The sequence below is a fragment of the Streptomyces armeniacus genome, assembly GCF_003355155.1.
GTDB classification, from domain to species: domain Bacteria; phylum Actinomycetota; class Actinomycetes; order Streptomycetales; family Streptomycetaceae; genus Streptomyces; species Streptomyces armeniacus.
In genome coordinates, this window is the sequence record NZ_CP031320.1 from 392,492 (window position 1) to 415,013 (window position 22,522).

The window sequence follows — 22,522 nt, forward strand, 5'->3', positions numbered from 1 at the left end:
CAACTGTCAATCGCCCGCCGTCAGCTGCCAGCCGTCAGTGAGCGGTCAGCGGCCTGTCAGTAGACCGGCTTGTCCGGCTCGATCTGGTTCACCCAGCCGATGACGCCGCCGCCCACGTGGACGGCGTCCGCGAAGCCCGCGTTCTTCAACACCGCGAGCACTTCCGCGGACCGGACACCCGTCTTGCAATGCAAGACGATCCGCTTGTCCTGCGGCATGCCGCCGAGCGCGTTCCCCATCAGGAACTCGTCCTTCGGGATCAGCCGCGCGCCCGGGATGGAGACGATCTCGTACTCGTTCGGCTCGCGGACGTCGATCACGTCGATGCTCTCGCCGTCGTCCATCCACTCCTTGAGCTGCTTCGGAGTGATGGTGGAGCCGGCCGCCGCCTCCTGCGCCTCGTCGCTGACGACGCCGCAGAACGCCTCGTAGTCGATCAGCTCGGTGACCGTCGGGTTCTCGCCGCAGACCGCGCAGTCCGGGTCCTTGCGCACCTTGACCTGCCGGTACGTCATCTCCAGCGCGTCGTAGATCATCAGGCGCCCGACCAGCGGGTCGCCGATGCCGGCCAGCACCTTGATGGCCTCGTTGACCTGGATCGAGCCGACGGACGCGCAGAGCACGCCCAGCACGCCGCCCTCGGCGCAGCTCGGCACCATGCCGGGCGGCGGCGGCTCGGGGTAGAGGCAGCGGTAGCACGGCCCGTGCTCGCTCCAGAAGACGGACGCCTGGCCGTCGAAGCGGTAGATGGAGCCCCAGACGTACGGCTTGCCGAGCAGCACGCAGGCGTCGTTGACCAGGTAGCGGGTGGCGAAGTTGTCGGTGCCGTCGACGATCAGGTCGTACTGCGCGAAGAGGTCCATGACGTTCGAGGAGTCGAGCCGCTCCTCGTGCAGCCGCACCTCGACGTACGGGTTGATGCCGAGGACCGTGTCCTTCGCGGAGGCCCCCTTGGACCGGCCGATGTCCGCCTGGCTGTGGATGATCTGGCGCTGCAGGTTCGACTCGTCGACCTCGTCGAACTCCACGATGCCGAGCGTGCCGACACCGGCCGCGGCCATGTACATCAGCGCGGGCGAGCCCAGTCCGCCGGCGCCCACACAGAGCACCTTGGCGTTCTTGAGCCGCTTCTGACCGTCCATCCCGACATCGGGGATGATCAGGTGACGGGAGTACCTGCGGACCTCGTCGACGGTGAGCTCGGGGGCCGGCTCGACCAGGGGTGGCAGCGACACGAAGACCTCAACAAGGGTTGGTCGGTAGGCGTACGGATGTTCTCGTAACACTGCCACGCGCTCTTTCATTCCGAGACACCTGGTCCGAGGCGCGAGACGATCTCGTCCCAGTACCCGGGCAGCCCCTCCCACGGGTTCGCTCCGCCCACCGCCGTACGGTCCGTGAACCACACCGTGCCCGCGCCCTGCCAGCGCGCGATGCGCAGCGCCTCGTCCAGATGCGTACGGGACACCCCGTGCACCAGGTGGCAGAACCGCTCAGGCGGCAGCTCCGCGGTCCACTCCGCCGCCTGCGACCACCGGTAGTCGGGCCAGCCGCCCGCGAAGGTGACCAGCTGGTCGGCGCACTCGGCGTACCCCGGATACGGGTGCCGCCCGTGCCCGAAGACGAGCAGCCCGCCGCCGCACAGGGCGCGCAGCGTGGTCGCCGTACGCCGTGTCTCGCGCAGGTACGCCGGCTCGCACGGGCAGCGGGCCAGATAGAAGCCGTCCACCCCGTACCAGTCCAGGAAGCGGTGCGCGTCCGACACCAGCTCGCCGAACGGGCGGCACCCGCGGCGCAGTTCCAGGCTGCCCAGCACCCGGCGGCCCGCCGCGCGCAGCCGGTCGACGGCCTCCCTGCAGTACGGGTCGGGGCGCGCGCCGGGACCCTGGGCCACGTTGAGCACGGCCCAGTGCAGGGACATGCCCGGCCGGGCCAGCTCGGCCCACTCCAGGGGTGCCAGCAGCGGATGCGCGTAGCCGGGCACGCCGAAGCCGAGCCGCCCGTCCGTGCCGCTCGCGGGGCGCGCGACGCCCGGTGTCATCACATGCGGCATGCGGCCTCCATCCAGATGTCGGCGAGTGACTCCTCCAGTCCGATGCGGGGCCGCCAGCCGAGCCGGTCGCGTGCGGTGCGCACGTCTGCCTGCTGCCAGCTGCCGCAGCCGTCCGGATACGGGTACGCGCCGGAGGCGCCGGTGAGGCCGGCGGCCTGCGTGTCCAGTTCGTGCACGGCGCCGGTGTAGCCGGAGACGCGGGCCAGCACGGAGGCGGCGTCGCGGAGGCGTACGGACCGGCCGGTGGCGATGTTGACGACGCCCTGCGCGGCCGAGAGCGAGGCCGCGTGCACGGCGCGCGCGACATCCCGTACGTCCACGAAGTCGCGCTGCACGCCCAGCCCGGGCAGTTTCAACTCGCTGTCACCCTGCTGGAGCGCGCGGCGCATCGCCTCCGCGAGCCGCCCCAGCGGCGAACCGGCGGGCGTACCGGGACCGACCGGCGAGAACACGCGCAGCACCACCGCGTCCAGGCCCGAGCCCAGCACCAGTTCGGTGGCGGCGAGCTTGCTCACGCCGTACGGGCCGCCGGGGCGCGGCAGCGCGTCCTCCGCCGTGGACGAACCGGAGGGGGACGGCCCGTACTCGGCGGCGCAGCCCAGGTGCACGAGCCGCGCGCCGCAGCCGCTGCGGCGCAGCGCCTCGCAGACGGTGGCCGCGCTGACCGTGTTGTGCCGGGTGAGATCGCGGGCGCTGCCGCGGGTCGCGCCCGCGCAGTTGATGACGACGCCGGGGTGCACGGCGTCCAGGAAGCGCGTGAGCGCGCCGGGACTGCCTGCGGACAGGTCGAACCGTACGTCGGAGTCGTCGCTCCGGCCGAGCGCGGTGAGGGTCACGGCGGGGTCGGCGAGCAGCCGGTCGGCCACGAAGCGGCCGAGGTAGCCGTGGGCACCGAGCAGCAGCACTCTCATCGTGCGGCCTCCTGCTGGTGGGGGTGGGCGGGTGCGGTGGATGCGGTGGAGCGGCGCGGGCTCGGTGAGCCCTGCGCGCTCTCTGACGGCTCAGCGATCATGGGACGTGTGCTCCTCAACGGTGTCGAACGGTGATACGGAACGGGGCCGCGCGGCAGGCACGGACGGTGCGGCGTCGCGGAGGCGCGCCGGCGGAGTCCGCGTGCGGGCGGCGCGTACGGCAGGCGGCCGGACGGACCGTGCGCGGCGTCGCCAGTGCACGCCGGGCGGCGTACGCGTGCCGGGCGGCGCGTACGCGTACGGGCGCGCGTCGCCGCACAGGCGCGGGTGCCCGTACGGCGGCCCGTGCGCGTACGGCGCGGGCCCCGCGCGGGGTATGCGGCCGCGCGCCGGCCGCCGGGTGCGGCTGCCGCGCGTCACGGGGCGGCCGTCCCGTGGTGGGCTGACGCGCCGGTCAGCGCGCGGGCGGCATACACCAGGAGCGTCAGCGTGACGGCCGCGCAGACCGCCGCCGGAACGGCGGACGGACCGAACTCCGCCACCGTCCGCCCCACCGGCTCCCCCACCACGTCCAGGCCTGGCAGCCGCGCGGCGGGCACGGAGCCCAGCGCGAACACCTCCAGCAGGCACGCGGTGGCCAGCCCGCCTGCGGCCGCCTCCGGGAACCCGTGCGCGGCCAGCAGCAACGCCACGAACAGCAGCACGCCCAGCGCCCCGGTCGCCGCCTGTGTCGCGGCGGCCGGGAGCCGCCCGTCGACCACGAGACCCGCGGCGGACTGCACGGCCAGCAGCAGCACCGTGAACACGGCGACCACACCGGCCAGCAGCGGCCGCACCCCCGCCGCGAACTCGGCGAGGCTGCGGCTCCGCGCCAGCCTCCGCCGGGCGCGTACGGCGAAGAACCGCGCGCACCAGACGGCGGGCGCCACGGCGCACGCGAGGGCGATCGGCACGCACCGGCACGCGGCGGTGGGCTCCGCGTCGGTGAGGTCCGGGCCGCCCGCGAGCAGCGCGGTGAGCACCCAGTCGCCGTAGAGGGCGTAGCCGACCAGCGCGCAGAGGGAGAGCGCGGGCCAGACCGGGAGCGGCGGCTGCGGGGCGTCCGGGGGCGGCCCCGCGGCCCCGGTCTCGACGGAGCCGGCGGGCAGGGCGGCACCGCGCAGGCACGGGCGTACGGCGCACCACATCGCGGCGAGCGTCGCCACCGTGCCCAGCACCGCCACGCCCTGGCGGGCGGGTGCCGGGAGGTCCGGCAGCAGCGCCAGCGCGGCGAACGCGCCCGAGCACAGCACCCCGGGCAGCAGCGGCACGGCCACCCGGGCCGCGGTCAGCCGGAGCGCGGCGGCGAGGCGGTGGCGGAGGCGCTCCGCGCCGGGCTCAGGGCGCCCGGAACCCGGCGCGGACGGGCGTCTCTGCCCGCCGCGAGCGCCGGGTGCGCCCGGAACTCCGCCCGGCCCGGCGCCCGTACGCCCCGTGCCGCCGCCGTCCGTGCTCTCCGCGCGGGGCACGCGCGCGTACAGCTCCTCGGCGAGCGAGAAAACGTCGCGGTGCCGGAAGCGCGTCGCCGTACGGTCGGTCACGCCGCGCGCCTCCAGGCCGGCGGCGATCTCCAGCGGGTCGACGGCCTGTTCGCACAGCTCGCGGTACTGGTGCATGAGCGCGCGCACCGGGTCCGCGGAAGCGCGTACGCGCGGGGCGTGCCCCTGCCCGGCCGCGTGCCCGGCGGCGCCCGCGCGCGCCTCGTCCGCAGCGCCGGTGCCGGGCTCGGACGGGGCGCGGACGTCGGACTCAGACGGGGCGCCGGTGCCGGACTCGGGGGGCCGTACGGGTGTGTGTCCCGTCACGCCGGTCTGCTCCACGGCGGGCACCCCCGCGGCGTCGAACGCCGCCATGTCGTCGGCCCGGCCCGCCTCGGGCCAGACCACGCGCGGCGCGACGCCGTGCCGTTCGGGCCCCGGACCGCGCTCCGGCGCCTCCTCGGGCACACGGCCTGCCGCGCCTTCTCCGGGGGCGGCGCAGGGCCTGCCGTGCGTACGGTCCGCGGCGCCCGCGCGCGGAGCGGCGCCCTCCGGCACCGCGGCGGAGGAGGCGGCGGAAGGGGCGACCGCGGCGGGCTGTGCGCCCGTACGCCCCCGGTCCGCGCCCGTGACCGGTCCGGACGGCACCTCGGAGCCGTCGAGGAGGACCCACGAACGGGCGTCCCAGGCGCCCGGGTTCACGGGCGCCGCCGCGGCTCCCGGCCCCGGCGCCCCGGAACGGTCCTCGGCCGTGCCGGCGCCCGCGGGCCCGCCGCTCACCGTGTGCGTCCCGCCTGCTGCGCCCGTCGGGCCCGCCGCGCCGGCGTCTTCCGGGCCGCCCCCCACGGGCGGGCCAGAGGCCGGCGCGGCGGACTCGGCGGGCTGCGGTGGGGTGCCGGGTGAGTGGGGGGTCACTTCGGGTCCTCCTTTCCGTGCCGGACGCCGACCCGCGGCGGCGCGGCGCCCCGTACGGCGTCGCCGCGCCCCGAACGGCGCGCCCAGCTGGGTGCGGTGCCGGGGCGGGGAGCGCCCGGCTGGGGTTCGGTGCGCGCGTTCGGCCGGTGGCCCCCGGCGGAGGGCCCCACCGCGCCGCCGGACTGGCCCGCCTGCGCGCGCGTGGTGCCCGCCCAGCGGCCGGGCACGTGGGCCTCCGCGGGGCGCGCGAACGGCAGGCGGCGGCGCGCGTCGCCGTCCTCGCCCGCCGTGCCGGCGCTCTCGCGCCGCACGGGGCAGTGCGACATCAGCTCGAGGTAGATGCCGCGGAAGGCCTCGATGTTCTGCTCGGCGGTGAAGAGTTCGAGCGCACGCGCGCGGGCCGCCGCCCCCAGGCGCGCGCGGCGCGCGGGGTCGCGCAGGAGCGCGACGCAGGCTTCCGCCAGCGCGCGCGGGTCCCGCTGCGGCACCACGAGGCCTGTGCCGCCGATGACCTCGCACACGGCGCCGGCGTCCGTCGAGACCGTGGCGCGGGCGCAGAACATCGCCTCCACCAGCGATACGGGGAAGCCCTCCACCACGCTCGACAGGACGACGACTCCGGCCGAGGCGTACGCGTCCGCGAGCGTCGGCACCGCCGGGCTGCCGACCTCCTCGAAGGTGACCGGCGCCTCCTCGGACCGCGCGCCCCCGCCCGTACGCCCGGCCGCCGTACGCCCGCCCGCGCGCCCCGCCGCCCGGCCGGGACGCCCGTCGGCGACGCCGTCCGGGAAGAGCTGCGCGGCCAGTTCGCGACAGTGCGCCGCGTAGTCGTCGGCGGCGGGATCGCGGGCGCCCGGTGTCTCCACGATCCGCAGCCGCGCGCGCGGCACCGCCTTGCGGACCTCGGCGAACGCGTGCAGCAGCGCGACGAGGTCCTTCGCCGGCGCGATCCGCCCCACCCACACCAGGACGGTCCCGCCGCCGCTGCCGCCGCGCGGCGCCGCCTCCGCCGTCTCCTCGACGACCGCCGCGAACGGCGCCGCGTCCATGCCGGGGTAGACCGTGCGCAGCCGCTCGCGGCGCGCTCCGCACCGCTCCTGCCAGCGCCGGGCGTGCGCGTTGCCGGGGGTGATCAGCTGCGCCTGCGCGTACGTCTCGCGGGCCAGCCGCCCCTGGAACGACGCCAGCAGCGCGCGTACGGGCGCCCCCGCCGCGGCCGGTGCGACGGCGTCCGCGGCGCTGGCGAGGTAGTGCTCGCGCAGCCGCACGCCGTACTCGGTGACGAGCAGCGGAGTGCCGTACGAGCGGGCCGCGAGCAGTCCGGCGAGCGCGGCCGTGCCGCCGCCCACCGCGTGGCACAGGTCGGCGGCGGCGAGGCCGCTGTCGCCGTCGGCCTCGCCGTACCAGTCCAGCGACAGGGGGCGCAGCGCGCGCTCCAGCCGGTCCACGACGGCGAGCAGGTCGGGGACCTTCGCGGACTGGGCGGCGCGCAGCGCGCCGGGGGCGCGGCAGGCGGACTCCAGGATGCGGACGGCGAGTTCGGAGCGGAGCGCGGCGGGGAGGCCGCGGTGCTGCCGGGCGAGGTCGGCGAGACCGTACAGCCCGGAGGCGAAACGGTCCGCCAGGGCCGTCGAACCGTCGTCCGGATCGGCCGAGCAGACGGCGTCGGCCAGCTCCTTGAAGTGGCCCTCGAACCGGCGCCGTTCGCGCCGCCCGTGCACGCCGCGCCCGCCGCCCTTGGCCGGCGTCTCCGCCGCGGGGGCGCCGCCCCACAGGGGCGCGATGGACACGCGCGCGACGTTGCGCGGCAGATCGCACCACCCGGCCTCTTCCTGGCGGGCGCTGCGGGTCAGCGCGTAGATCTCGAACTCGTGGCTGTCCAGCCCCCGCAGCAGCCGGTCGCACCACAGCACCGACTCACCGCGCGCAGACGGGTAACCACCCTCCGTAAGCAGTGCAACGCGCACGGGCGCACCCCCGGTCCGTCGTCTCCATGGGCCACTGTCGGTTGTCCGCAGTGGTGTGATGCGACTGACCGTATGCGCGTGGCCCCCGACCGTGATGGACGGTTGTCCGTCGCACCACCGGAAGGGGTGAACAGCCGTGACTTTCCCTGCGGTTACGCGTTCCGGGCGGCTAGGCGTACGGACACGCGGCGCGCGTGCGTCCGGCGCCCGCCCGCACGGGTGCGGCCGTACGGGTGACCGCGCCGCACGGCACGGTGCCCGGCACGCCCGCCGCGACTATCCCCGCGGGTGCGGCCACGGGTTGGGGCGGCAGGTCTCGCCGTCCGTCGTCAGGGACTTCGTCTGCTGCATCATCACGGGCGCCAGCTTGCCCTGCTTGTCGCAGCCCAGGTGGTCGCGGCCGAGCCGGTGGCCGACCTCGTGGTTGATGAGCATCTGCCGGTACTCCGCGATCAGCTCGTCCCCGAAGGTCTTCGAGCCGCGCGCCCAGCGCCACGCGTTGATCATGATCCGCTCGGTGGCGGCGGAGTCGCAGGAGACGTTCTGGTCCCGGGTGTCCAGGCCGGACTTGGCGCACCACTCGGCGGTCGTGCCGGGGCTGGCCAAGGTGATGACGAAGTCGGCGTCGCCGGACGACACCCGCTCGAAGCTGCGGGCGTCGTCGTGCGCCCAGCTGCGCTCGTCGTTCAGGGTGGTGTGCACTGCCTGTGCGAACAGCTCGGCGTCGAGCGGGAGTTCCTTCTCCACGTCGACGCGGTAGCGCATGACCTCGCCGCCCTCGGCGCCCTTCTGCCGGCCCGGGACCGCCGCGAAGCTTCCGGGGCCCTTGAGCTTGGGGTCCAGCGGCACGACCGCGGCCATCTTGTCCTCGTACGTACGCGGTGCGGCGGGTTTCGACGGGCGCTCCGCCGGGTCGTCCGGGCGGTCGTCCGAGCGCGAGGCGTCCTCGTCCGAGCCGCGGTCCACCCCGGTGCTCGCGGCGCGCGTGTCCCGGCCGGGGTCGCCTCCGATGACCTGCCCGGCGATCACGACGGCCAGCACGGTGGTGACGGCGGCGGCCGCCGCCCCGGTGAGGGTGCGCGTACGGCCGCCCTTCTCCTCCCCCGGGCCGATGGGCGCGAGCGGCGCGTACGGCTCGTCGCGGTCGGGCGGCGCCTGGCCGCCGCGCACGGGTCCGGACGGCGGACGCTCGTCCAGCGGGTGTACGGCGCGCTCGTCGCCGTGTTCGGACGGCGCGTGCCGCTGCTCGCGCCGTTGTCCCGGTATGCGCGGCTCGGGGGCGCCCGCGGCGAAGACGTCGTCCGAGGTGTCGTCGAAGGCGTCCAGATATTCCTGCCGGGGACCGGACGGCGGCCCCTGCCCCGGCGCCGGCCCCACCCGCGGGAGGCCGCCGGTCGGCGGGCCCTGGCCCGCGCCGTTCGCGCCCCAGCCGCCGCCCGGTTCGCGGTGCTGGGGGTGTCCGCCGCGGGCGGGCGATACACCCGGTACGCCGCCGGGCGGTGTGCCGGGTCCCGGGCCGCCGAAGAGGTTCGAGCCGTGCGCGGGCGTCCCCGGGCCTTCGGCCGGCGGCCCGCCCCGGCTGCCGCCCGGACCCGCGCCGGGCCCCGTCCGCCTGCCGCCCGGGCCGGGCCCGTACGCCTGCCCCGGCCCGTACGGACCGCCGTGCGCGCCCCCGTACGGCGCACCGCCGTACGTCGCGCCCCGCGGCGACCCTCCGCGTCCCGGCGGCTGCGGCGCGCCCGGGGGGCGCTGGGCCCCGGACGGGCGCTGCGCGCCCGCCGGTCCCGCGCCGGGCGCGCGCGGCGCCCCGTCGGCGCCGGCGGCGCCCTCCGTAGTGTCGGAGCTCGCGGAGCTCCCACCGCGCCGCTTGCGGCTGTGGCGTCCCACTAGGCACCCCTCATCAGGGTCTCGGATGTCATGGCGGTCCGGTCCGGTCTGCGGCCGGCCTCAGCGAGCAGCTCGCGGAAGGCGCCCGCGACCACCTCCGGATACTCCATCATCGCCACGTGCCCCGCCTCCGGCAGGGTCAGCAGCCGCGAGTCGCGGAACGCCGCCTTCGCCCGCCGGGCCATACGGAAGGACACCAGCAGGTCCCGTCCCCCGTACACGAGCTGCGTCGGCGCGAGCACCCGTTCCGCCTGCCGCCACAGCGAGTGCTGGCCGCCCAGGGTGTACGCGTTGACGATGCCGCGTGCGGAGCCGGCCAGCGAGTCCCAGAAGTACGGGAGCGTGAGCCGCCGTTCGTACTCCTCGACCGCCGCGCGGAAGCCCTGGGGCGAGACGCGTCCGGGGTCGCCGTAGCAGAGCGCCAGCACCTCGCGGGTGCGGCGCTCCGCCGTCCAGTCCCGGGTGAGGCGGCCGAACAGCGGGGCGATTCCGGGGAACGCGAGCAGCGCGGTGGGCAGCGCGGTGCGCTGCGGACGCAGCTCGGGCAGGGCGGGCGAGACGAGGGTGAGCGTGCGCACGAGGTCGGGCCGTACGGCGGCGACCCGGGTGGAGACGGCGCCGCCCATCGAGTTCCCCAGGAGGTGCACGGGGCCGCGGCCGGCGGCGTCCAGATACCGGATGACGGCCCGGGCGTGCCCGGTCACGGAGTAGTCCCCGTCGTCCGGCGGCGGTGAGTGGCCGAAGCCGGGCAGGTCGACGGCCTCGCCGTCGACGGTCTCGTCGAGCAGCTCCATCAGGGCGGACCAGTTCTGGGAGGAGCCGCCGAGTCCGTGTACGTACAGCGCGGGCGGCAGTCCGTCCCGCCTGGCGGCGCGTGCGCGGACGTTGAGGGTGAGGCCGGTCAGCCGCACGCTGCGCGGCGTTTCACCGTCGCCGACACGGGGACTGGTGGGAGGCACCGCGTGGGGCGTCCCGGCCCGGATACCGGGCTGCTCGGTCGACGACATGGGGCAATGTTACGAGACGATCACGTACGGGCTCACGTGTTCGCCGTCACAGAGCGGGAAATCGTCGCGCTAGCGGTCCACGGGAGTCGCTCGTACGCTCGAATGAAGGGCTTCGGCCCAGGAAAGGGGAGTCAACATGACTGTTGACCCGACCGACCCCGACACGTTTGAGGACACCTATGAGGACGAACCGGACGAGACCCGGTTCGAAGCACCCGAAGAGGACGCTGCCGAGCAGCACGCGGAGCTGCTCCAGCAGCGGGATGTGCCCATCACCGACCGCGGACCGGACGAGGCGGACCCCGCGGACGCGGCCGAGCAGTCGCGGGTGGTGGAGGTAAACGAGGACGAATACCGCTAAAGCACACCGGGTCGGTCCATGAGTCTGTCCAGCCGGTGAAATTCTCGGCCCGCGGCACCCGCTCCGCTGTTACCCAAAAGTACGATGGCGGCTCGGCGCGGACCGCGCGCAGGACAAACGTCCCCTGGCTCGGCCGGGGAGGTACCAGGGAGGCGAGCGTGACAGCGATCGAGCAGACAGCAGAGGCGCGCCCACGCGGCACGCGCCTGCCGCGCAGGGCCCGACGCAACCAGCTTCTGGGCGCTGCCCAGGAAGTCTTCGTCGCGCAGGGCTACCACGCAGCGGCCATGGACGACATCGCCGACCGCGCCGGCGTCAGCAAGCCGGTGCTGTACCAGCACTTCCCGGGCAAGCTCGAGCTCTATCTCGCGCTGCTCGACCAGCACTGCGAGGCGCTGCTGCAGGCGGTGCGCGCGGCGCTCGCGTCGACCACGGACAACAAGCAGCGCGTCGGCGCCACCATGGACGCGTACTTCGCGTACGTCGAGGACGAGGGCGGCGCGTTCCGGCTCGTCTTCGAGTCCGACCTGACGAACGAGCCCGCCGTCCGCGACCGCGTCGACAAGGTGAGCCTGGACTGCGCGAAGGCCGTCAGCGAGGTCATCAGCGAGGACACCAAGCTGCCGCCCGAGCAGTCGATGCTGCTGGCCGTCGGCCTGTGCGGAATGGCGCAGATCACCGCCCGGTACTGGCTGGGCGCCGGCCAGCGCATCCCGCGCGACGCCGCGGCGAAGCTGATCTCGTCCCTGTCCTGGCGGGGCATCGCGGGGTTCCCGCTGCAGTGATCCGCTGCGCTGCCCGCGGCTGACCGGACGAGGATCGGACGCGGACCGAACGCGGACCGAACGCGGGCCGGACGCCCCCGTCGTACCGGAGCGTGCTCCCGTACGCCCCGCACCCGGCGCCGTGTTCGCTGATGGCATGCGGCCTCGTGCGTCCCGGCACTCCGCCGGCGGGCTAACCTGTGCTGCGTACCGCGCGGCTGACCGCGCACCCAACTGACCGTCGGAGGGACATAGCCGTGGAGGTCAAGATCGGCGTGCAGCACGCGCCCCGCGAAATCGTCATCGAGAGCGGGCAGACCGCCGATGAGGTCCGGAGCGCGGTGGAGGCGGCGCTCGCCAAGAACGGCACTCTGCTCTGCCTGGAGGACGAGCACGGGCGTAAGGTCCTGGTTCCGTCCGACCGCGTGGCGTACGTCGAGATCGGCGAGCAGTCCGGCCGCAAGGTGGGCTTCGGCGCCATCTGACCGGGCGCCTGCGCCTGCCGCAGGTGCCCCGCCGCAGACGACGGCGGCTGCGGTGAACTCCCGGGAACGACCCCGAGAATTCACCGTGGCCGCCGTTTCGCGTTCCCCCCTCCCGGGGAAGTACGGGATCGACCGAACGTCATCACCCCTCGGGAGGTCCCATGATCTGGGAAGCGCTCGGTTCCGCGGTCCTCGGACTCGCCATCGCCCTCGCGGCCACCCGCTGGCTGCCCTCCCGCTTCCCCGACCGCGCCCTGGTGCTGGGCACCGGGCCCGCCGCCGCGCTGCTCGGCGGGGTGATCGCACGGATCGTGATGGGCCCGGGCCACCCGGCGGCCACGCTGGCCATCGCCGCGGGCGTCAGCATGGCCATCCTGTCGCTGCTGCTCGGCGGGAACGTACGCTCACCCGCCGCCTTCCGGCCCGAGGTGGCACCGCACCCGCGCGTGCCCTGACACCGCCTCACACCCGGCCGGGGCCGGTCCCGTACGCCGCGCCGGGGCCGGTCCCGTACGCCGGTCCCGTACGCCGCGCCGGTCCCGTACCGGCGAGGCTCCCGTACGGGCGGCGCCCCCGTACGGCGTTACGCCGCCAGCCCCAGCGCCGCCATCCGCTTCGTGTGCGCCTCGGTGATGCGCGAGAACATCCGCCCGACCTCGGCGAGGTCGAACCCGTTCGCAACGCCGCCGACCAGCATCGTCGACAGCGCGTCGCGGTCCGCGACCACCCGCTGGGCCTGGGACAGCGCCTCCCCCATCAGCCGCCGCGCCCACAGCGCCAGCCTGCCGCCGACCCGCGGGTCGGCCTCGATGGCGGCGCGCACCTTCTCGACGGCGAAGCTGGAGTGGCCGGTGTCGTCCAGGACGCGGAGCACGAGCGCCCTGGTGTCGGTGTCGAGCCGGACCGCCACCTCGCGGTAGAAGTCGGACGCGATCGAGTCACCGACGTACGCCTTGATCAGGCCCTCCAGCCAGTCCGAGGGCGCCGTCTGGCGGTGGAACTCGTCGAGCGGCGCCGCGAACGGCTGCATCGCCTCCGTCGGGTCCGCATCGATCTCCGCCAGCCGCTTCCGCAGCTGGTCGAAGTGCTGGAACTCGGCCGACGCCATGGCCGCCAGCTGCGCCTTGTCGGCGAGCGACGGCGCGAGCTTGGCGTCCTCCGCGAGCCGCTCGAAGGCGGCGAGCTCTCCGTACGCCAGCGCGCCCAGCAGGTCGACGACGGCGGCGCGGTACTGCGGGTCGGCGGACGCCTCCGCCCAGTCCTGGGCGGCGATCCCGGTCGTGTCGTCGGCTGCCGCCGGTGCGGTGTCGGGGGTTGTGTCTGACGTCTCCATGCTGTGCACGATAGCCCCCGTCACCAGGTCGGGAAGCCCTGTCCCGGCGCGCGGACCGCCTCAGGGAACTCGTACACAACAATCGCCCCGGTACACATGCGCGGATCCGAGGTACAGTGATATTGGCCCGCCGGACGTCGGTGGGCTACACGCATATGCGGATGCCCGGTCGGTGGCCCGATCGGCTCCGACCTGAAAGCCCTCCGCCGGGGCCGTGCTCCCCGTACGGACCACGGCAAAGAGGGACCGCTCGCGCGATATGAGCGCTTGAGCGAGAGCTTGTGGTCCCGCACCGACAGGCGGACCGAGGCCGAAGAGGCCGACCCGTCGCCCGGTGCGGTACGACCCGCCCTCGCTCCGCTGGGGACAGGCTCCCCTTCGCCGCCTCATCCCGCGTCACACAGAAGAGGACAAGCATCCTGTCCACCACGTTCCGAGAGCTCGGAATCCTCTCCGAGACAGCCGAGGCCCTCGAGGCAGTCGGCATCACATCCCCCTTCCCCATCCAGGAGATGACCCTCCCCGTCGCACTCGCGGGCAGCGACGTCATCGGGCAGGCCAAGACCGGCACCGGCAAGACGCTGGGCTTCGGGCTGCCGCTGCTGGAAGCCGTCACCGTGCCCGCGGACGTCGAGTCCGGCCGGGCCGAGCCCGAGCAGCTGACCGACGCACCGCAGGCGCTCGTCGTCGTACCCACGCGTGAGCTGTGCCAGCAGGTGACCAACGACCTGCAGACCGCCGGCAAGGTGCGCAACGTCCGAGTGCTGTCCATCTACGGCGGCCGCGCCTACGAGCCGCAGGTCGAGGCCCTCAAGAAGGGCATCGACGTGGTCGTGGGCACTCCGGGCCGGCTGCTCGACCTGGCGGGCCAGCGCAAGCTGGACCTGTCCCGGGTCAAGGCGCTGGTGCTGGACGAGGCCGACGAGATGCTCGACCTCGGGTTCCTGCCCGACGTCGAGAAGATCATCCAGCTGCTGCCGGTGAAGCGCCAGACCATGCTCTTCTCCGCCACCATGCCCGGCCAGGTCATCTCGCTCGCGCGGCGTTACATGAGCCAGCCCACCCACATCCGCGCCGCCGAGCCGGACGACGTGGGCCAGACCGTCGCGAACACCACGCAGCACGTGTTCCGCGCGCACTCCATGGACAAGCCGGAGATGCTCGCGCGCATCCTGCAGGCCGAAGGCCGCGGGCTCGTGATGGTCTTCTGCCGCACCAAGCGGACCGCGGCCGACACCGCCGAGCAGCTCGCACGGCGCGGCTTCGCGGCCGGCGCCGTGCACGGCGACCTCGGCCAGGGAGCGCGCGAGCAGGCGCTGCGCGCCTTCCGCAACGGCAAGGTCGACGTGCTGGTGTGCACCGATGTCGCGGCCCGCGGCATCGACGTCACGGGCGTCACGCACGTGATCAACTACCAGACGCCCGAGGACGAGAAGGCGTATCTGCACCGCATCGGCCGTACGGGCCGCGCGGGCGGGTACGGCACCGCCGTCACCCTCATCGACTGGGACGACATCCCGCGCTGGCAGCTGATCAACAAGGCGCTGGAGCTCGACTTCCACGACCCCGAGGAGACGTACTCCACGTCGCCGCACCTGTACGAGGCGCTGGGCATCCCCGAGGGCACCAAGGGCATCCTGCCGCGCGCCGAGCGCACCAGGGCCGGCCTGTCCGCGGAGGAGGTCGAGGACCTGGGCGAGCCCGGTTCGCGCGCCGCCCGCGGCCGCAAGCCGGCCGCGGCGGCGGCCGAGGAGCGGCCGAAGCGGACCCGTACGCCGCGGGAGCGCCGCCGTACGCGCGGTGGCAAGGCGCTCGACGGTACGGCGGGTTCGTCCGCCGGTTCCGCCGGGTCCTCCGCGCCGTCTGGTCCCTCCGGTTCGTCCGGGTCTGCCGCCTCCGCGGTGGACACCGCCGAGGGCGGTGCGGGAAGCAAGCCGGCGGACGGCGAGTCCCCGGCGCGCGCGCCGCGCCGCAGGCGCCGTACGCGTACGGGCGGGGCCGCCGCGGCGGGCCAGCCGGACTTCCAGCAGGCGCCGCCGCCTCCGCCGCCCGGCGACGCGGCGTCCGAGAGCGCCGCGGGCGGGTCCGACGAGTCGGCCGCGCGCAAGCCGCGCAGGCGGCGCCGGTCCCGTTCGAAGTCGGAGACTTCTTCGGACAGCTGACGGCGCCCCTCTGAGGCACACGCAGCCGTGCCGGCCGGCCTTCGGGCCGAGCCGGCACGGCTGTGTCCGTTTCCGCGCGTTCCTCCGCGTGGCTGCCGGAGCCGGGCCGGAGCCTGTGGCTCGTCCGCCCGTCCAGGCAGTAGCGTCCTCGCATGAGCAAGCCGCCGACCCTCGATCTCCCGGCCGGCGCCCGCGCGTTCCGGCTGGCGACCGCGCGCGGTGAGTTCGCCGCGCACGAGTTCGGCCGCGCGGAGCGCGGCACGGCCCTGCTGCTGCCCGGATTCACCGGCAGCAAGGAGGACTTCATCGCGCTGCTGGAGCCGCTCGCGGAGGCCGGGTTCCGGGTCGTCGCCGTCGACGGGCGCGGCCAGCACGAGTCCGCAGGCCCCCGGGACGAGGCGGCGTACGGGCAGGACGAGCTGGCCTCCGACGTACTCGCCCTGCTGGCGGCAGTCGGTGGCCCGTGCCATCTCGTGGGGCACTCCCTCGGCGGCCAGATCGCGCGGGCCGCGGTGCTGCGCGACGCGTCGCGGGTCGCGTCGCTGACGCTGATGAGCAGCGGCCCGGCGGCCGTGTGCGCCGCACAGCAGGCGCGTCTCAAGATGCTGCTCGGCGCGCTGACGGTGATGGACATGGAGGCGGTCTGGCAGGCCATGCGCGAGCTGGACCCGCCGGAGGCCGCAGACGAGCAGACGCCGCCCGCCGTACGGGAGTTCCTGCACCGCCGCTGGATCAACACCGCACCGGAGCAGCTGTCGGCCACCGCGCAGCAGCTGCTCGGCGAGCCCGACCGCGTACCGGAACTGGCGGCGCTGCCGCTCCCCCTGCACGTGCTGTCGGGCGAACGGGACTACGTCTGGCCGGTGCCCCTGCTGGACGGGATGGCCGCGCGGCTGGGCGCGCGCCGTACGGTCATCGCGGGCGCGGAGCACTCGCCGAACGTGGACCGGCCGCGGGAGACCGCGCGGGAGCTCGTACGGGGCTGGCACGAGGCGGCGTCACGGGCGGACCGCCCGGCGGACTGAACGCGGGCCGCGGCCCGCCGTACGGTGCGGCCTCCGTCGTGCGCGGCCCGTCAGCCCTTGACGGGCTTCGCGCCCGTCGCGCGTGCCGCGATCTCCGCGTAGACCTCCGGCGCCGTGGTGTGCTCGCCGAGCGCGACGGTCTTGCGGGTGCCGTGGTAGTCGCTGGAGCCGGTGGCGAGCAGTCCGAGGTCGGCGGCGATGCCGTGCAGCCGTGCGCGGGTGGCCGGTTCGTGGTCCATGTGGTCCGCCTCCAGGCCGTCGAGGCCCGCGGCGGCCAGCTCGGCGAGGACCGGCTCGGGGACGCACTGGCCGCGCTTGACGGCGAGCGGGTGCGCGAAGACGGCGACGCCGCCCGCGCCCTTGATCAGCCGGACGGCGGTGAACGGGTCGAGCTCGTGCTTCTCGACGTACGCGCGCCCGTCGTTGGCGATCCACTCGCTGGTGAAGGCGTCCGAAACGGTGTCCACGACGCCCAGTTCGACCATCGCCGTCGCGATGTGCGGCCTGCCCACGGCGCCGTTGGAGGCGATCCGCTCGACGCGCTCCCAGGTGATCGGCACGCCCAGCTCCCGCAGCTTCCCGACCATTCCGCGCGCACGCGGCAGCCGGTCGTCCCGTACGAGCTCGCGCTCGCGGGCCAGCTCGGGCTCGTCGGGGTCGAAGAGGTACGCGAGCATGTGCAGGCTGATGCCGTCGTAACGGCAGGACAGTTCGGCGCCGGTGACCAGGGTGAGCCCGGAGGGCAGTGCGCGTACGGCCTCGTCGTGGCCCGCGACCGTGTCGTGGTCGGTGAGCGCGACGACGTCCAGCCCGGCGGCGGCCGCGTTGCGTACGAGTTCGCCGGGGGTGTCCGTGCCGTCCGACGCGGAGGAGTGGGTGTGCAGGTCGATGCGCACGGGGCGTAACTCCCAGCTGGGACAGGAGGCGGCGGTCGCCTCCACTCTACCGGGGGGCTCCGCGCGCCTGCGCCGCGTGGCCCCGCCCGTGACCTGCGCACTGACGTGCCGGCGGGACCGCCGTCATCCCTGCTTCCGGTTGCCGGGCGGCTCCGCCTCGTCGAGGTTCCCCAGGAAGACGGCCGCGCCCCGGTCCACCCGGTAGAGGAAGATGCCGGGTTCCGGGTCGAAGCGCCCCGTCCCCGGGTCGAACCCGAGCGGCCTGGCGAGCCCTTTGCGCCGCGCCGAACGCAGCCGCCTCACCGTCGAGCCGCGTTCCGGGCCGCCGTCGGCCGGGCGGCGCAGGGCGGACGCGACGAGGAGGAGGGCGTCGTACGTCTCGAGGGCGAACGGTGCGGTGGGTCCGAGGGCGGGCGGCGAGGGGAACGCCTCGGCGTAGTCGCGGGCGAAGTCCCGCGCGGCGGGCAGACGCGTCGCGTCGGCGTACGTCGTCACGCACACCCACCCCTGCGCCGCGTCCCCCGCTTCCGCCAGGAACGGGAGGCGGGCCCGCCCGCCGTCGGCGGGGAGTTCGGGCCGCAGGACCGGTTCGGGCGCCATCCGTACGCCGTCGAAGCCCGCCCTGTCCAGGGCGCGCGCGCACAGCGCCGCCCGGCGCGGTGAGGCGCCGACGAAGACCACCGCCTGCGCGCCGGAGGCCCGTACGGCCTCGGCCACGGGGCCGAAGTCCTCGCTGTCCGCCGGGACGGGGCGGCTGCTGACGCGGCCTCCGGCGGGCGGGAACTGCTCGATCCGCTCGGCCAGGCCCCAGTCCCCGTCGCCGGTGGCGGCGCGGTCGTCGACGAGGACGGTGTGCTCGCTGCGTTCGACGGAGCCGAGGTACTGCAGGAAGCCGGACGCGGAGTCCTCATCGGCGCGGAGCTGGACGGCGCCGCCCTGCCGCAGCCGTTCGTCGTTGAGCTCCGCGGCGGGCGAGGAGACGGACACCATCGGCAGCAGCGACTTCTCATACCGCGCGGCGACGGCCTCGATGCCCCCCGCACCCGTGGGGCCCAGGACGGCGACAACCTCTCGGTCCGCGCCCAGCCGGTCCGCCACCCGGGCGGCGCGCGAGGCCTCGCCCCGGTCGTCGCGGACGGCGAGCTCCAGCGTGAACGGGCGGTCGCCGGCGGCGTTGAAGCGCGCCACCGCGAGCCGGGCGCCCCGCTCCTGGGCCCGCCCCAGCGCGCTCGACTCGCCGGACAGGTCGGCGTGCAGGCCGATGGTGTAGCGCGGCACCGCGCCCCCGGCTCCGCCGCGGGAGCCGGCGACACGTACGGCGGCCAGCCCGCCCCCGGCCGCGACCGCCACCGTCGCGCCGAGGCCCAGCACGGCACGCCGGGACGGGCGGCGGGCTGACGGGGCCGCCGGGGCCGCCGGGGCCGGCGCGGCGGGCGGCGCCGGAACGGGGTCGGGCAGCGCAAGCACTTCCGCGGCGCGCTCCGCGATGATCCCGGGCAGGGGCACCGGCAGCCAGCCGTCCGCAGGCCCGTCCGGCTGCCCGTACGCCAGGGCCTCCCGTACGGCCGCGGTGCCGGGCCTGTGCTCCGGCACCTTGGTGAGGCAGTCGCGCAGCAGCGGAAGGAGCGCCGGGGGTGCACCGTCCAGCTCGGGCTCCTCGTGGACCGTACGGAACAGGGCGCCGGCCACCGTGCCCGCACCGAACGGGAGCCGGCCGGTCGCCGCGTACGCCAGCACGCAGCCCAGCGAGAACACGTCGCTGGGCGGGCCGACTTTGCCGGCACGCGCCTGCGCCTGCTCGGGTGCGAGGAACCCCGGTGAGCCGATCACCAGGTCGCTCGCGGTGAGCGCGGTGACACCGTCGGCGCGGGCGATGCCGAAGTCGATCAGCCGCGGTCCGTCCAGGGCGAGCAGCACGTTGCCGGGTTTGACGTCGCGGTGGACGAGGCCCTCCGCGTGCACGCCTGCGAGCGCCTCGGCCAGCCGTACGCCCAGCACGCGCACCGTGTCCTCGGGGAGCGCGCCGTGCCCGTCCACGGCCTCCGCGAGCGAGAGTCCGGGTACGTAGGCGGTGGCCAGCCAGGGCGCGGAGACGTGCGGATCGGCGGCCGTGACGGGCACCAGCCAGCGGCCGGAGAGCCGCGCGGCGGCCTCGGTCTCGCGCCGGAAGCGCGCGCGGAAGGCAGGGTCGGCGGCGTACTCCGCGCGGATCACCTTCAGGGCCACCAGCGCGCCGCCCGCCGAACGTGCCAGGTAGACCACGCCCATGCCGCCCGCGCCGAGCCGACCGAGCAGTACGCGGCCGCCGATCGCGGCGGGGTCGCCGGGCCGCAGCGGCTTCACTCCGCCCACGGGCTACGACCCTTCCGGCGCGGGGCCGCGGTAACGGAACTCGCCGTTCTCGACCCGGTACAGGAACGACGTCTCGCCGTTGAACCTGCCGTTGTCGGCGTCGAACGCGTACGTCTTGGTGATGCCGCGGTAGCGGCTCTTGCGCAGCAGGGGGACGAGTTCGGCGCGGGACGGCGGACGGCCGCCCTCCGCCGCTTTCACCAGCTGCTCGATGGCGAGGTTCGCCGCGTCGTACGCCTCCGCGGCGTATCTGCCGGGTGCCGCGCCGAAGCGGCGGCGGAAGGCTGCGGTGAACGCCTTGGCCGCCGGCACCCCGGCCGGGTCGACGAAGGACGAGCCGATCAGCCAGCCCTCCGCGGCCTCGCCCGCCTGTTCCAGGAAGGCGGGTTCGAGCAGCGCCTCGTCGCCCAGCCGCGGGCCGTCGAAGCCCGCCGCCGCCAGTTCGCGGGCGACCTTCGCCGCGCCCTCGGCGTGCCCCGCGTACACGAACGCGTCGGCCTTCCCGTCCAGGATGTCCGCGACCTGCGGCCCGAAGTCGCCGTGGCCCGCCGGCACCACGCGCGGCCGGAACGGGATACGGGCCTGCCGCAGCGTGTCGGCCAGCGCCTGCGTCGTCTCCCAGGCGACGGGGTCCGCCGTACGGTCCTGGAGCACGCCGGGGCGCGCGGACTCCGCCTCCTTGGCGAGGTACACGGCGAGCCCGAACCCCACCGCGTAGACCCGCGGCCGGCAGTGCACCGCCGGCCGGCAGCGGCGCGTCATGAGCACGAACGCGCCGGGTGCCACGAGTAGCAGCGGGAGCAGCGCCTCGTCGTAGGTGTCGGACGCGCCGTACACGCTCTCCTCGGTGGTCGGTCCGAGCACGGCGAGCACCCCGCGGTCCCGTACGAGGCTCTGCGCGGCGCCCTTCGCACGCGCCTCCGCGCCTCGGTCGTCGGCCGTTTTCAGGCCGAGCTCGAAGGGCTTGTCCCGGCGGGCGTTGTACTGCTCGACGGCCAGCCGCGCGCCCCGCTCGTGCGCCTCGCCGACGGCCTTGCCGGGACCGCTGAGGTCCGCGTGCACGCCCAGGGACCAGCGGGTGCCCGCCGGTCCGCTCTCGTTTCCGCGGGTCGCGGCCCACAGCGCGGTCCCGCCGCCGGCCGCCGCGAGGACGGCCGCACCGGACGCCAGCGCGAGCAGCCGGCGGCGGCCGGTACCCGTGGCGGGCCCGTCGTCCGGCGCACCGGCGGCGGTGGTCGCGACGTCGGGCAGCGCCAGCATCCGTGCCGAGCGGTCGGCGATGTCCCGTACGACCTGCTCGGGCAGCCAGGCCCCGCCGGGTACGGCGTGCTCGGCGAGCCGGAACTCGATCTCCCGCGCGGTCGGGCGGGCGGCGGGTTCCTTGGCGAGGCAGTCGCGCAGCAGCGCGCGGAGGCCGGCGCCGGCGTCGTCGTCCGGGCCGCTGCCGATGCCCTCCAGGTCGGGCTGGTCGTGCACGGTCCGGTAGAGGAGGGCTTCCACGGTCCCCTCGCCGAACGGGGGCCGTCCGGTGGCCGCGTACGCGAGGAGGCAGCCGAGGGAGAACACGTCGCTGGCCGGTCCGAGTTCGCCTGTACGGGCCTCCGCCTGCTCGGGCGAGAGGTAGCCGGGAGTGCCGGCGACCATGCCCACCGAGGTGAGCGCGGTCTGGCCGGCGGACCGCGCGATGCCGAAGTCGATGAGCCGGGGGCCGTCGACGGCGAGCAGGACGTTGCCCGGCTTGATGTCGCGGTGGACGAGCCCGGCCGCGTGCACCTCGCGCAGGGCCGCGGCGAGCAGCCGGCCGAGGGACCGCACGCTCGGGACGGGCAGCGGGCCGGTGCGGCGTACGGCCTCACCGAGCGGCGGACCGGGCACGTACGCCGTCGCCAGCCAGGGCGTGGGCGCGTCCGGGTCGGCAGCGGTAACGGGCACCGCCCAGGGGCTGTTCACGCGCCGGACCGCCGCGACCTCGCGACGGAAGCGGATGCGGAAGTCGGGTTCGCCGGCCAGCTCCGGGTGTACGGCCTTCACCGCGGCGAGGGCCCCGCTGCCGGAGCGCCCGAGGTAGACGACTCCCATGCCGCCCGCGCCGAGCCGGGCGAGCAGCCGGTGGCCGCCGAGCCACGCGGGGTCGTGCGGGAGAAGCGGCTCGCTCACTTCCTCTCCTCCAGCAGGAGTTCGGCCGTGGCCGACATGTTGGCGGTGCCCCGCGCGCCCACGGTCTGGACGGCTGCCACGTCGTGTCCCTCCGAGCCCTTGACCGCCGCTCCGACCGTGACGCTGCCGATCCTGGTCACGGCCCAGACGTACGGGTGCGGGCCGCCGGGCGGGCCGCCGTGGACGCGGCCGGTCTCCTGCAGGAAGTCGTCACCGACGTCGCGGCGCCCCTGGAACGGGTCTCCCCCGGACCTCAGCCCGGTGATGCGTTCCGTCGCGTCCAGCTGCTGGTCGGGGCAGCGCAACGGCTCCTCCAGGATCCGGGCCATCTTCCATTCGGCGCTTGCCGTGTCGCGGTGGACAGTGACGACGGCGGTGACGCGCAGCGTGCCCTTGCCGTCCTCGGCGGGCAGTTCGCTGCGCCGGACGACGCTGACGAACTCGGAGGACGGCAGCGCACGCTGCTTCCAGACGCAGTCCTCGCCGAGTACGGACGTCCGGCGGGGCCCGCTCTTGTACGGGCTGCTCCTGACGTATCCGGCCCCCCAGCTCTCCGGCTCGGCAACCACCTCGCGCGCGAACCGCAGCGCCTCCTCACGGGTCTTCGGTACGCGGTCCGGGTCGGGCACGAAGTCCCGGCCGGACGGGCCGGGGCTGGGGCCGCCGCCGCCCGCCGCATCGGGGGGCGACGGGGAGGCGCTGCCGGTGCCGTTCCCGCCTGCGGCACCAT

17 protein-coding genes and 1 pseudogene are annotated in these 22,522 nt (G+C 75.4%); 6 read left to right on the top strand and 12 right to left on the bottom strand.

Annotation, left to right across the window (positions count from 1 at the left end; genetic code table 11):
- Positions 1-56: 56 nt before the first annotated feature.
- The 7 genes from moeZ to DVA86_RS01730 form a co-directional block, all read right to left on the bottom strand.
- Complete coding sequence (gene moeZ, locus DVA86_RS01700; RefSeq protein ID WP_208875148.1) at positions 57-1,235, bottom strand: adenylyltransferase/sulfurtransferase MoeZ; 1,179 nt, start codon at positions 1,233-1,235, stop codon at positions 57-59.
- Positions 1,236-1,300: 65 nt separating this feature from the next.
- Positions 1,301-2,053, bottom strand: a complete 753-nt coding sequence (locus DVA86_RS01705; RefSeq protein WP_208875149.1) for a spherulation-specific family 4 protein — start codon at positions 2,051-2,053, stop codon at positions 1,301-1,303.
- A complete protein-coding gene (locus tag DVA86_RS01710; protein ID WP_208875150.1) occupies positions 2,041-2,964 on the bottom strand; it encodes an NAD-dependent epimerase/dehydratase family protein in 924 nt (307 codons plus the stop codon). The genes DVA86_RS01705 and DVA86_RS01710 overlap by 13 nt, the downstream gene beginning before the upstream one ends.
- Before the next feature lie 416 nt (positions 2,965-3,380).
- Positions 3,381-5,396 carry a hypothetical protein gene (locus DVA86_RS35110; RefSeq protein WP_245996248.1) on the bottom strand — a complete coding sequence of 672 codons (2,016 nt, stop codon included), beginning with the start codon at positions 5,394-5,396 and terminating at the stop codon, positions 3,381-3,383.
- Entirely contained in the window at positions 5,393-7,363 is a 1,971-nt protein-coding gene (locus DVA86_RS01720; protein ID WP_208875151.1) for a DUF3492 domain-containing protein, read from the bottom strand. Before DVA86_RS01720 ends, DVA86_RS35110 begins: the two co-directional genes overlap by 4 nt.
- A 276-nt stretch (positions 7,364-7,639) precedes the next feature.
- Positions 7,640-9,250 (bottom strand): DUF3152 domain-containing protein, encoded by a 1,611-nt coding sequence (locus DVA86_RS01725; protein WP_208875152.1) that lies wholly within the window; start codon positions 9,248-9,250, stop codon positions 7,640-7,642.
- Positions 9,250-10,257, bottom strand: a complete 1,008-nt coding sequence (locus DVA86_RS01730) for an alpha/beta fold hydrolase (protein WP_208875153.1) — start codon at positions 10,255-10,257, stop codon at positions 9,250-9,252. The genes DVA86_RS01725 and DVA86_RS01730 overlap by 1 nt, the downstream gene beginning before the upstream one ends.
- 136 nt (positions 10,258-10,393) lie before the next feature.
- Here DVA86_RS01730 and DVA86_RS01735 point away from each other — a divergent pair, with 136 nt between their 5' ends.
- The 4 genes from DVA86_RS01735 to DVA86_RS01750 all read left to right on the top strand — a co-directional run bounded on the left by DVA86_RS01735 (position 10,394) and on the right by DVA86_RS01750 (position 12,322).
- Complete coding sequence (locus DVA86_RS01735) at positions 10,394-10,618, top strand: hypothetical protein (RefSeq protein WP_208875154.1); 225 nt, start codon at positions 10,394-10,396, stop codon at positions 10,616-10,618.
- 158 nt (positions 10,619-10,776) lie between these two features.
- On the top strand, positions 10,777-11,403 hold the full coding sequence (locus tag DVA86_RS01740) for a TetR/AcrR family transcriptional regulator (RefSeq protein ID WP_208875155.1): 627 nt from the start codon (positions 10,777-10,779) through the stop codon (positions 11,401-11,403).
- A gap of 236 nt (positions 11,404-11,639) precedes the next feature.
- Entirely contained in the window at positions 11,640-11,867 is a 228-nt protein-coding gene (locus DVA86_RS01745; RefSeq protein WP_208875157.1) for a DUF3107 domain-containing protein, read from the top strand.
- Between the two features lie 161 nt (positions 11,868-12,028).
- Positions 12,029-12,322: a hypothetical protein gene (locus DVA86_RS01750; protein WP_208875158.1), complete on the top strand. Its 294-nt coding sequence runs from the start codon at positions 12,029-12,031 to the stop codon at positions 12,320-12,322.
- A gap of 128 nt (positions 12,323-12,450) precedes the next feature.
- On the opposite strand, the gene DVA86_RS01755 is transcribed toward DVA86_RS01750, so the two are convergent.
- Positions 12,451-13,200, bottom strand: coding sequence for a ferritin-like fold-containing protein (locus tag DVA86_RS01755; protein WP_208875159.1), 750 nt, complete (start codon positions 13,198-13,200; stop codon positions 12,451-12,453).
- A 512-nt stretch (positions 13,201-13,712) separates the two neighbouring features.
- On the opposite strand from DVA86_RS01755, the pseudogene DVA86_RS01760 reads away from it, so the two are divergent.
- Both DVA86_RS01760 and DVA86_RS01765 read left to right on the top strand, forming a co-directional pair.
- Positions 13,713-15,338: pseudogene (locus DVA86_RS01760) on the top strand (DEAD/DEAH box helicase); the annotation flags it as partial.
- Between the two features lie 176 nt (positions 15,339-15,514).
- A complete protein-coding gene (locus DVA86_RS01765; protein ID WP_208875160.1) occupies positions 15,515-16,387 on the top strand; it encodes an alpha/beta fold hydrolase in 873 nt (290 codons plus the stop codon).
- 50 nt (positions 16,388-16,437) lie between these two features.
- Here the strand turns inward: DVA86_RS01765 and DVA86_RS01770 are convergent, their stop codons facing one another.
- The 4 genes from DVA86_RS01770 to DVA86_RS01785 form a co-directional block, all read right to left on the bottom strand.
- Complete coding sequence (locus DVA86_RS01770; RefSeq protein WP_208875161.1) at positions 16,438-17,283, bottom strand: PHP domain-containing protein; 846 nt, start codon at positions 17,281-17,283, stop codon at positions 16,438-16,440.
- A gap of 123 nt (positions 17,284-17,406) precedes the next feature.
- Positions 17,407-19,626 carry a bifunctional serine/threonine-protein kinase/ABC transporter substrate-binding protein gene (locus DVA86_RS01775; RefSeq protein WP_208884299.1) on the bottom strand — a complete coding sequence of 740 codons (2,220 nt, stop codon included), beginning with the start codon at positions 19,624-19,626 and terminating at the stop codon, positions 17,407-17,409.
- Positions 19,627-19,638: 12 nt separating this feature from the next.
- Positions 19,639-21,792 carry a bifunctional serine/threonine-protein kinase/ABC transporter substrate-binding protein gene (locus DVA86_RS01780; RefSeq protein ID WP_208875162.1) on the bottom strand — a complete coding sequence of 718 codons (2,154 nt, stop codon included), beginning with the start codon at positions 21,790-21,792 and terminating at the stop codon, positions 19,639-19,641.
- The gene (locus DVA86_RS01785) at positions 21,789-22,421 is read right to left on the bottom strand and encodes a hypothetical protein (protein ID WP_208875163.1); all 633 of its coding nucleotides are present in this window, start codon (positions 22,419-22,421) and stop codon (positions 21,789-21,791) included. Before DVA86_RS01785 ends, DVA86_RS01780 begins: the two co-directional genes overlap by 4 nt.
- Between the last annotated feature and the right edge of the window lie 101 nt (positions 22,422-22,522).

Excerpts from the sequence above, each read along its gene's own strand:
- DVA86_RS01710 (WP_208875150.1), bottom strand. The coding sequence starts at position 2,964 with ATGAGAGTGCTGCTGCTCGGTGCCCACGGCTACCTCGGCCGCTTCGTG.
- DVA86_RS01735 (WP_208875154.1), top strand. The coding sequence starts at position 10,394 with ATGACTGTTGACCCGACCGACCCCGACACGTTTGAGGACACCTATGAG.
- DVA86_RS01765 (WP_208875160.1), top strand. The coding sequence starts at position 15,515 with ATGAGCAAGCCGCCGACCCTCGATCTCCCGGCCGGCGCCCGCGCGTTC.
- DVA86_RS01730 (WP_208875153.1), bottom strand. The coding sequence starts at position 10,257 with ATGTCGTCGACCGAGCAGCCCGGTATCCGGGCCGGGACGCCCCACGCG.
- DVA86_RS01750 (WP_208875158.1), top strand. The coding sequence starts at position 12,029 with ATGATCTGGGAAGCGCTCGGTTCCGCGGTCCTCGGACTCGCCATCGCC.
- DVA86_RS01755 (WP_208875159.1), bottom strand. The coding sequence starts at position 13,200 with ATGGAGACGTCAGACACAACCCCCGACACCGCACCGGCGGCAGCCGAC.
- DVA86_RS01705 (WP_208875149.1), bottom strand. The coding sequence starts at position 2,053 with ATGCCGCATGTGATGACACCGGGCGTCGCGCGCCCCGCGAGCGGCACG.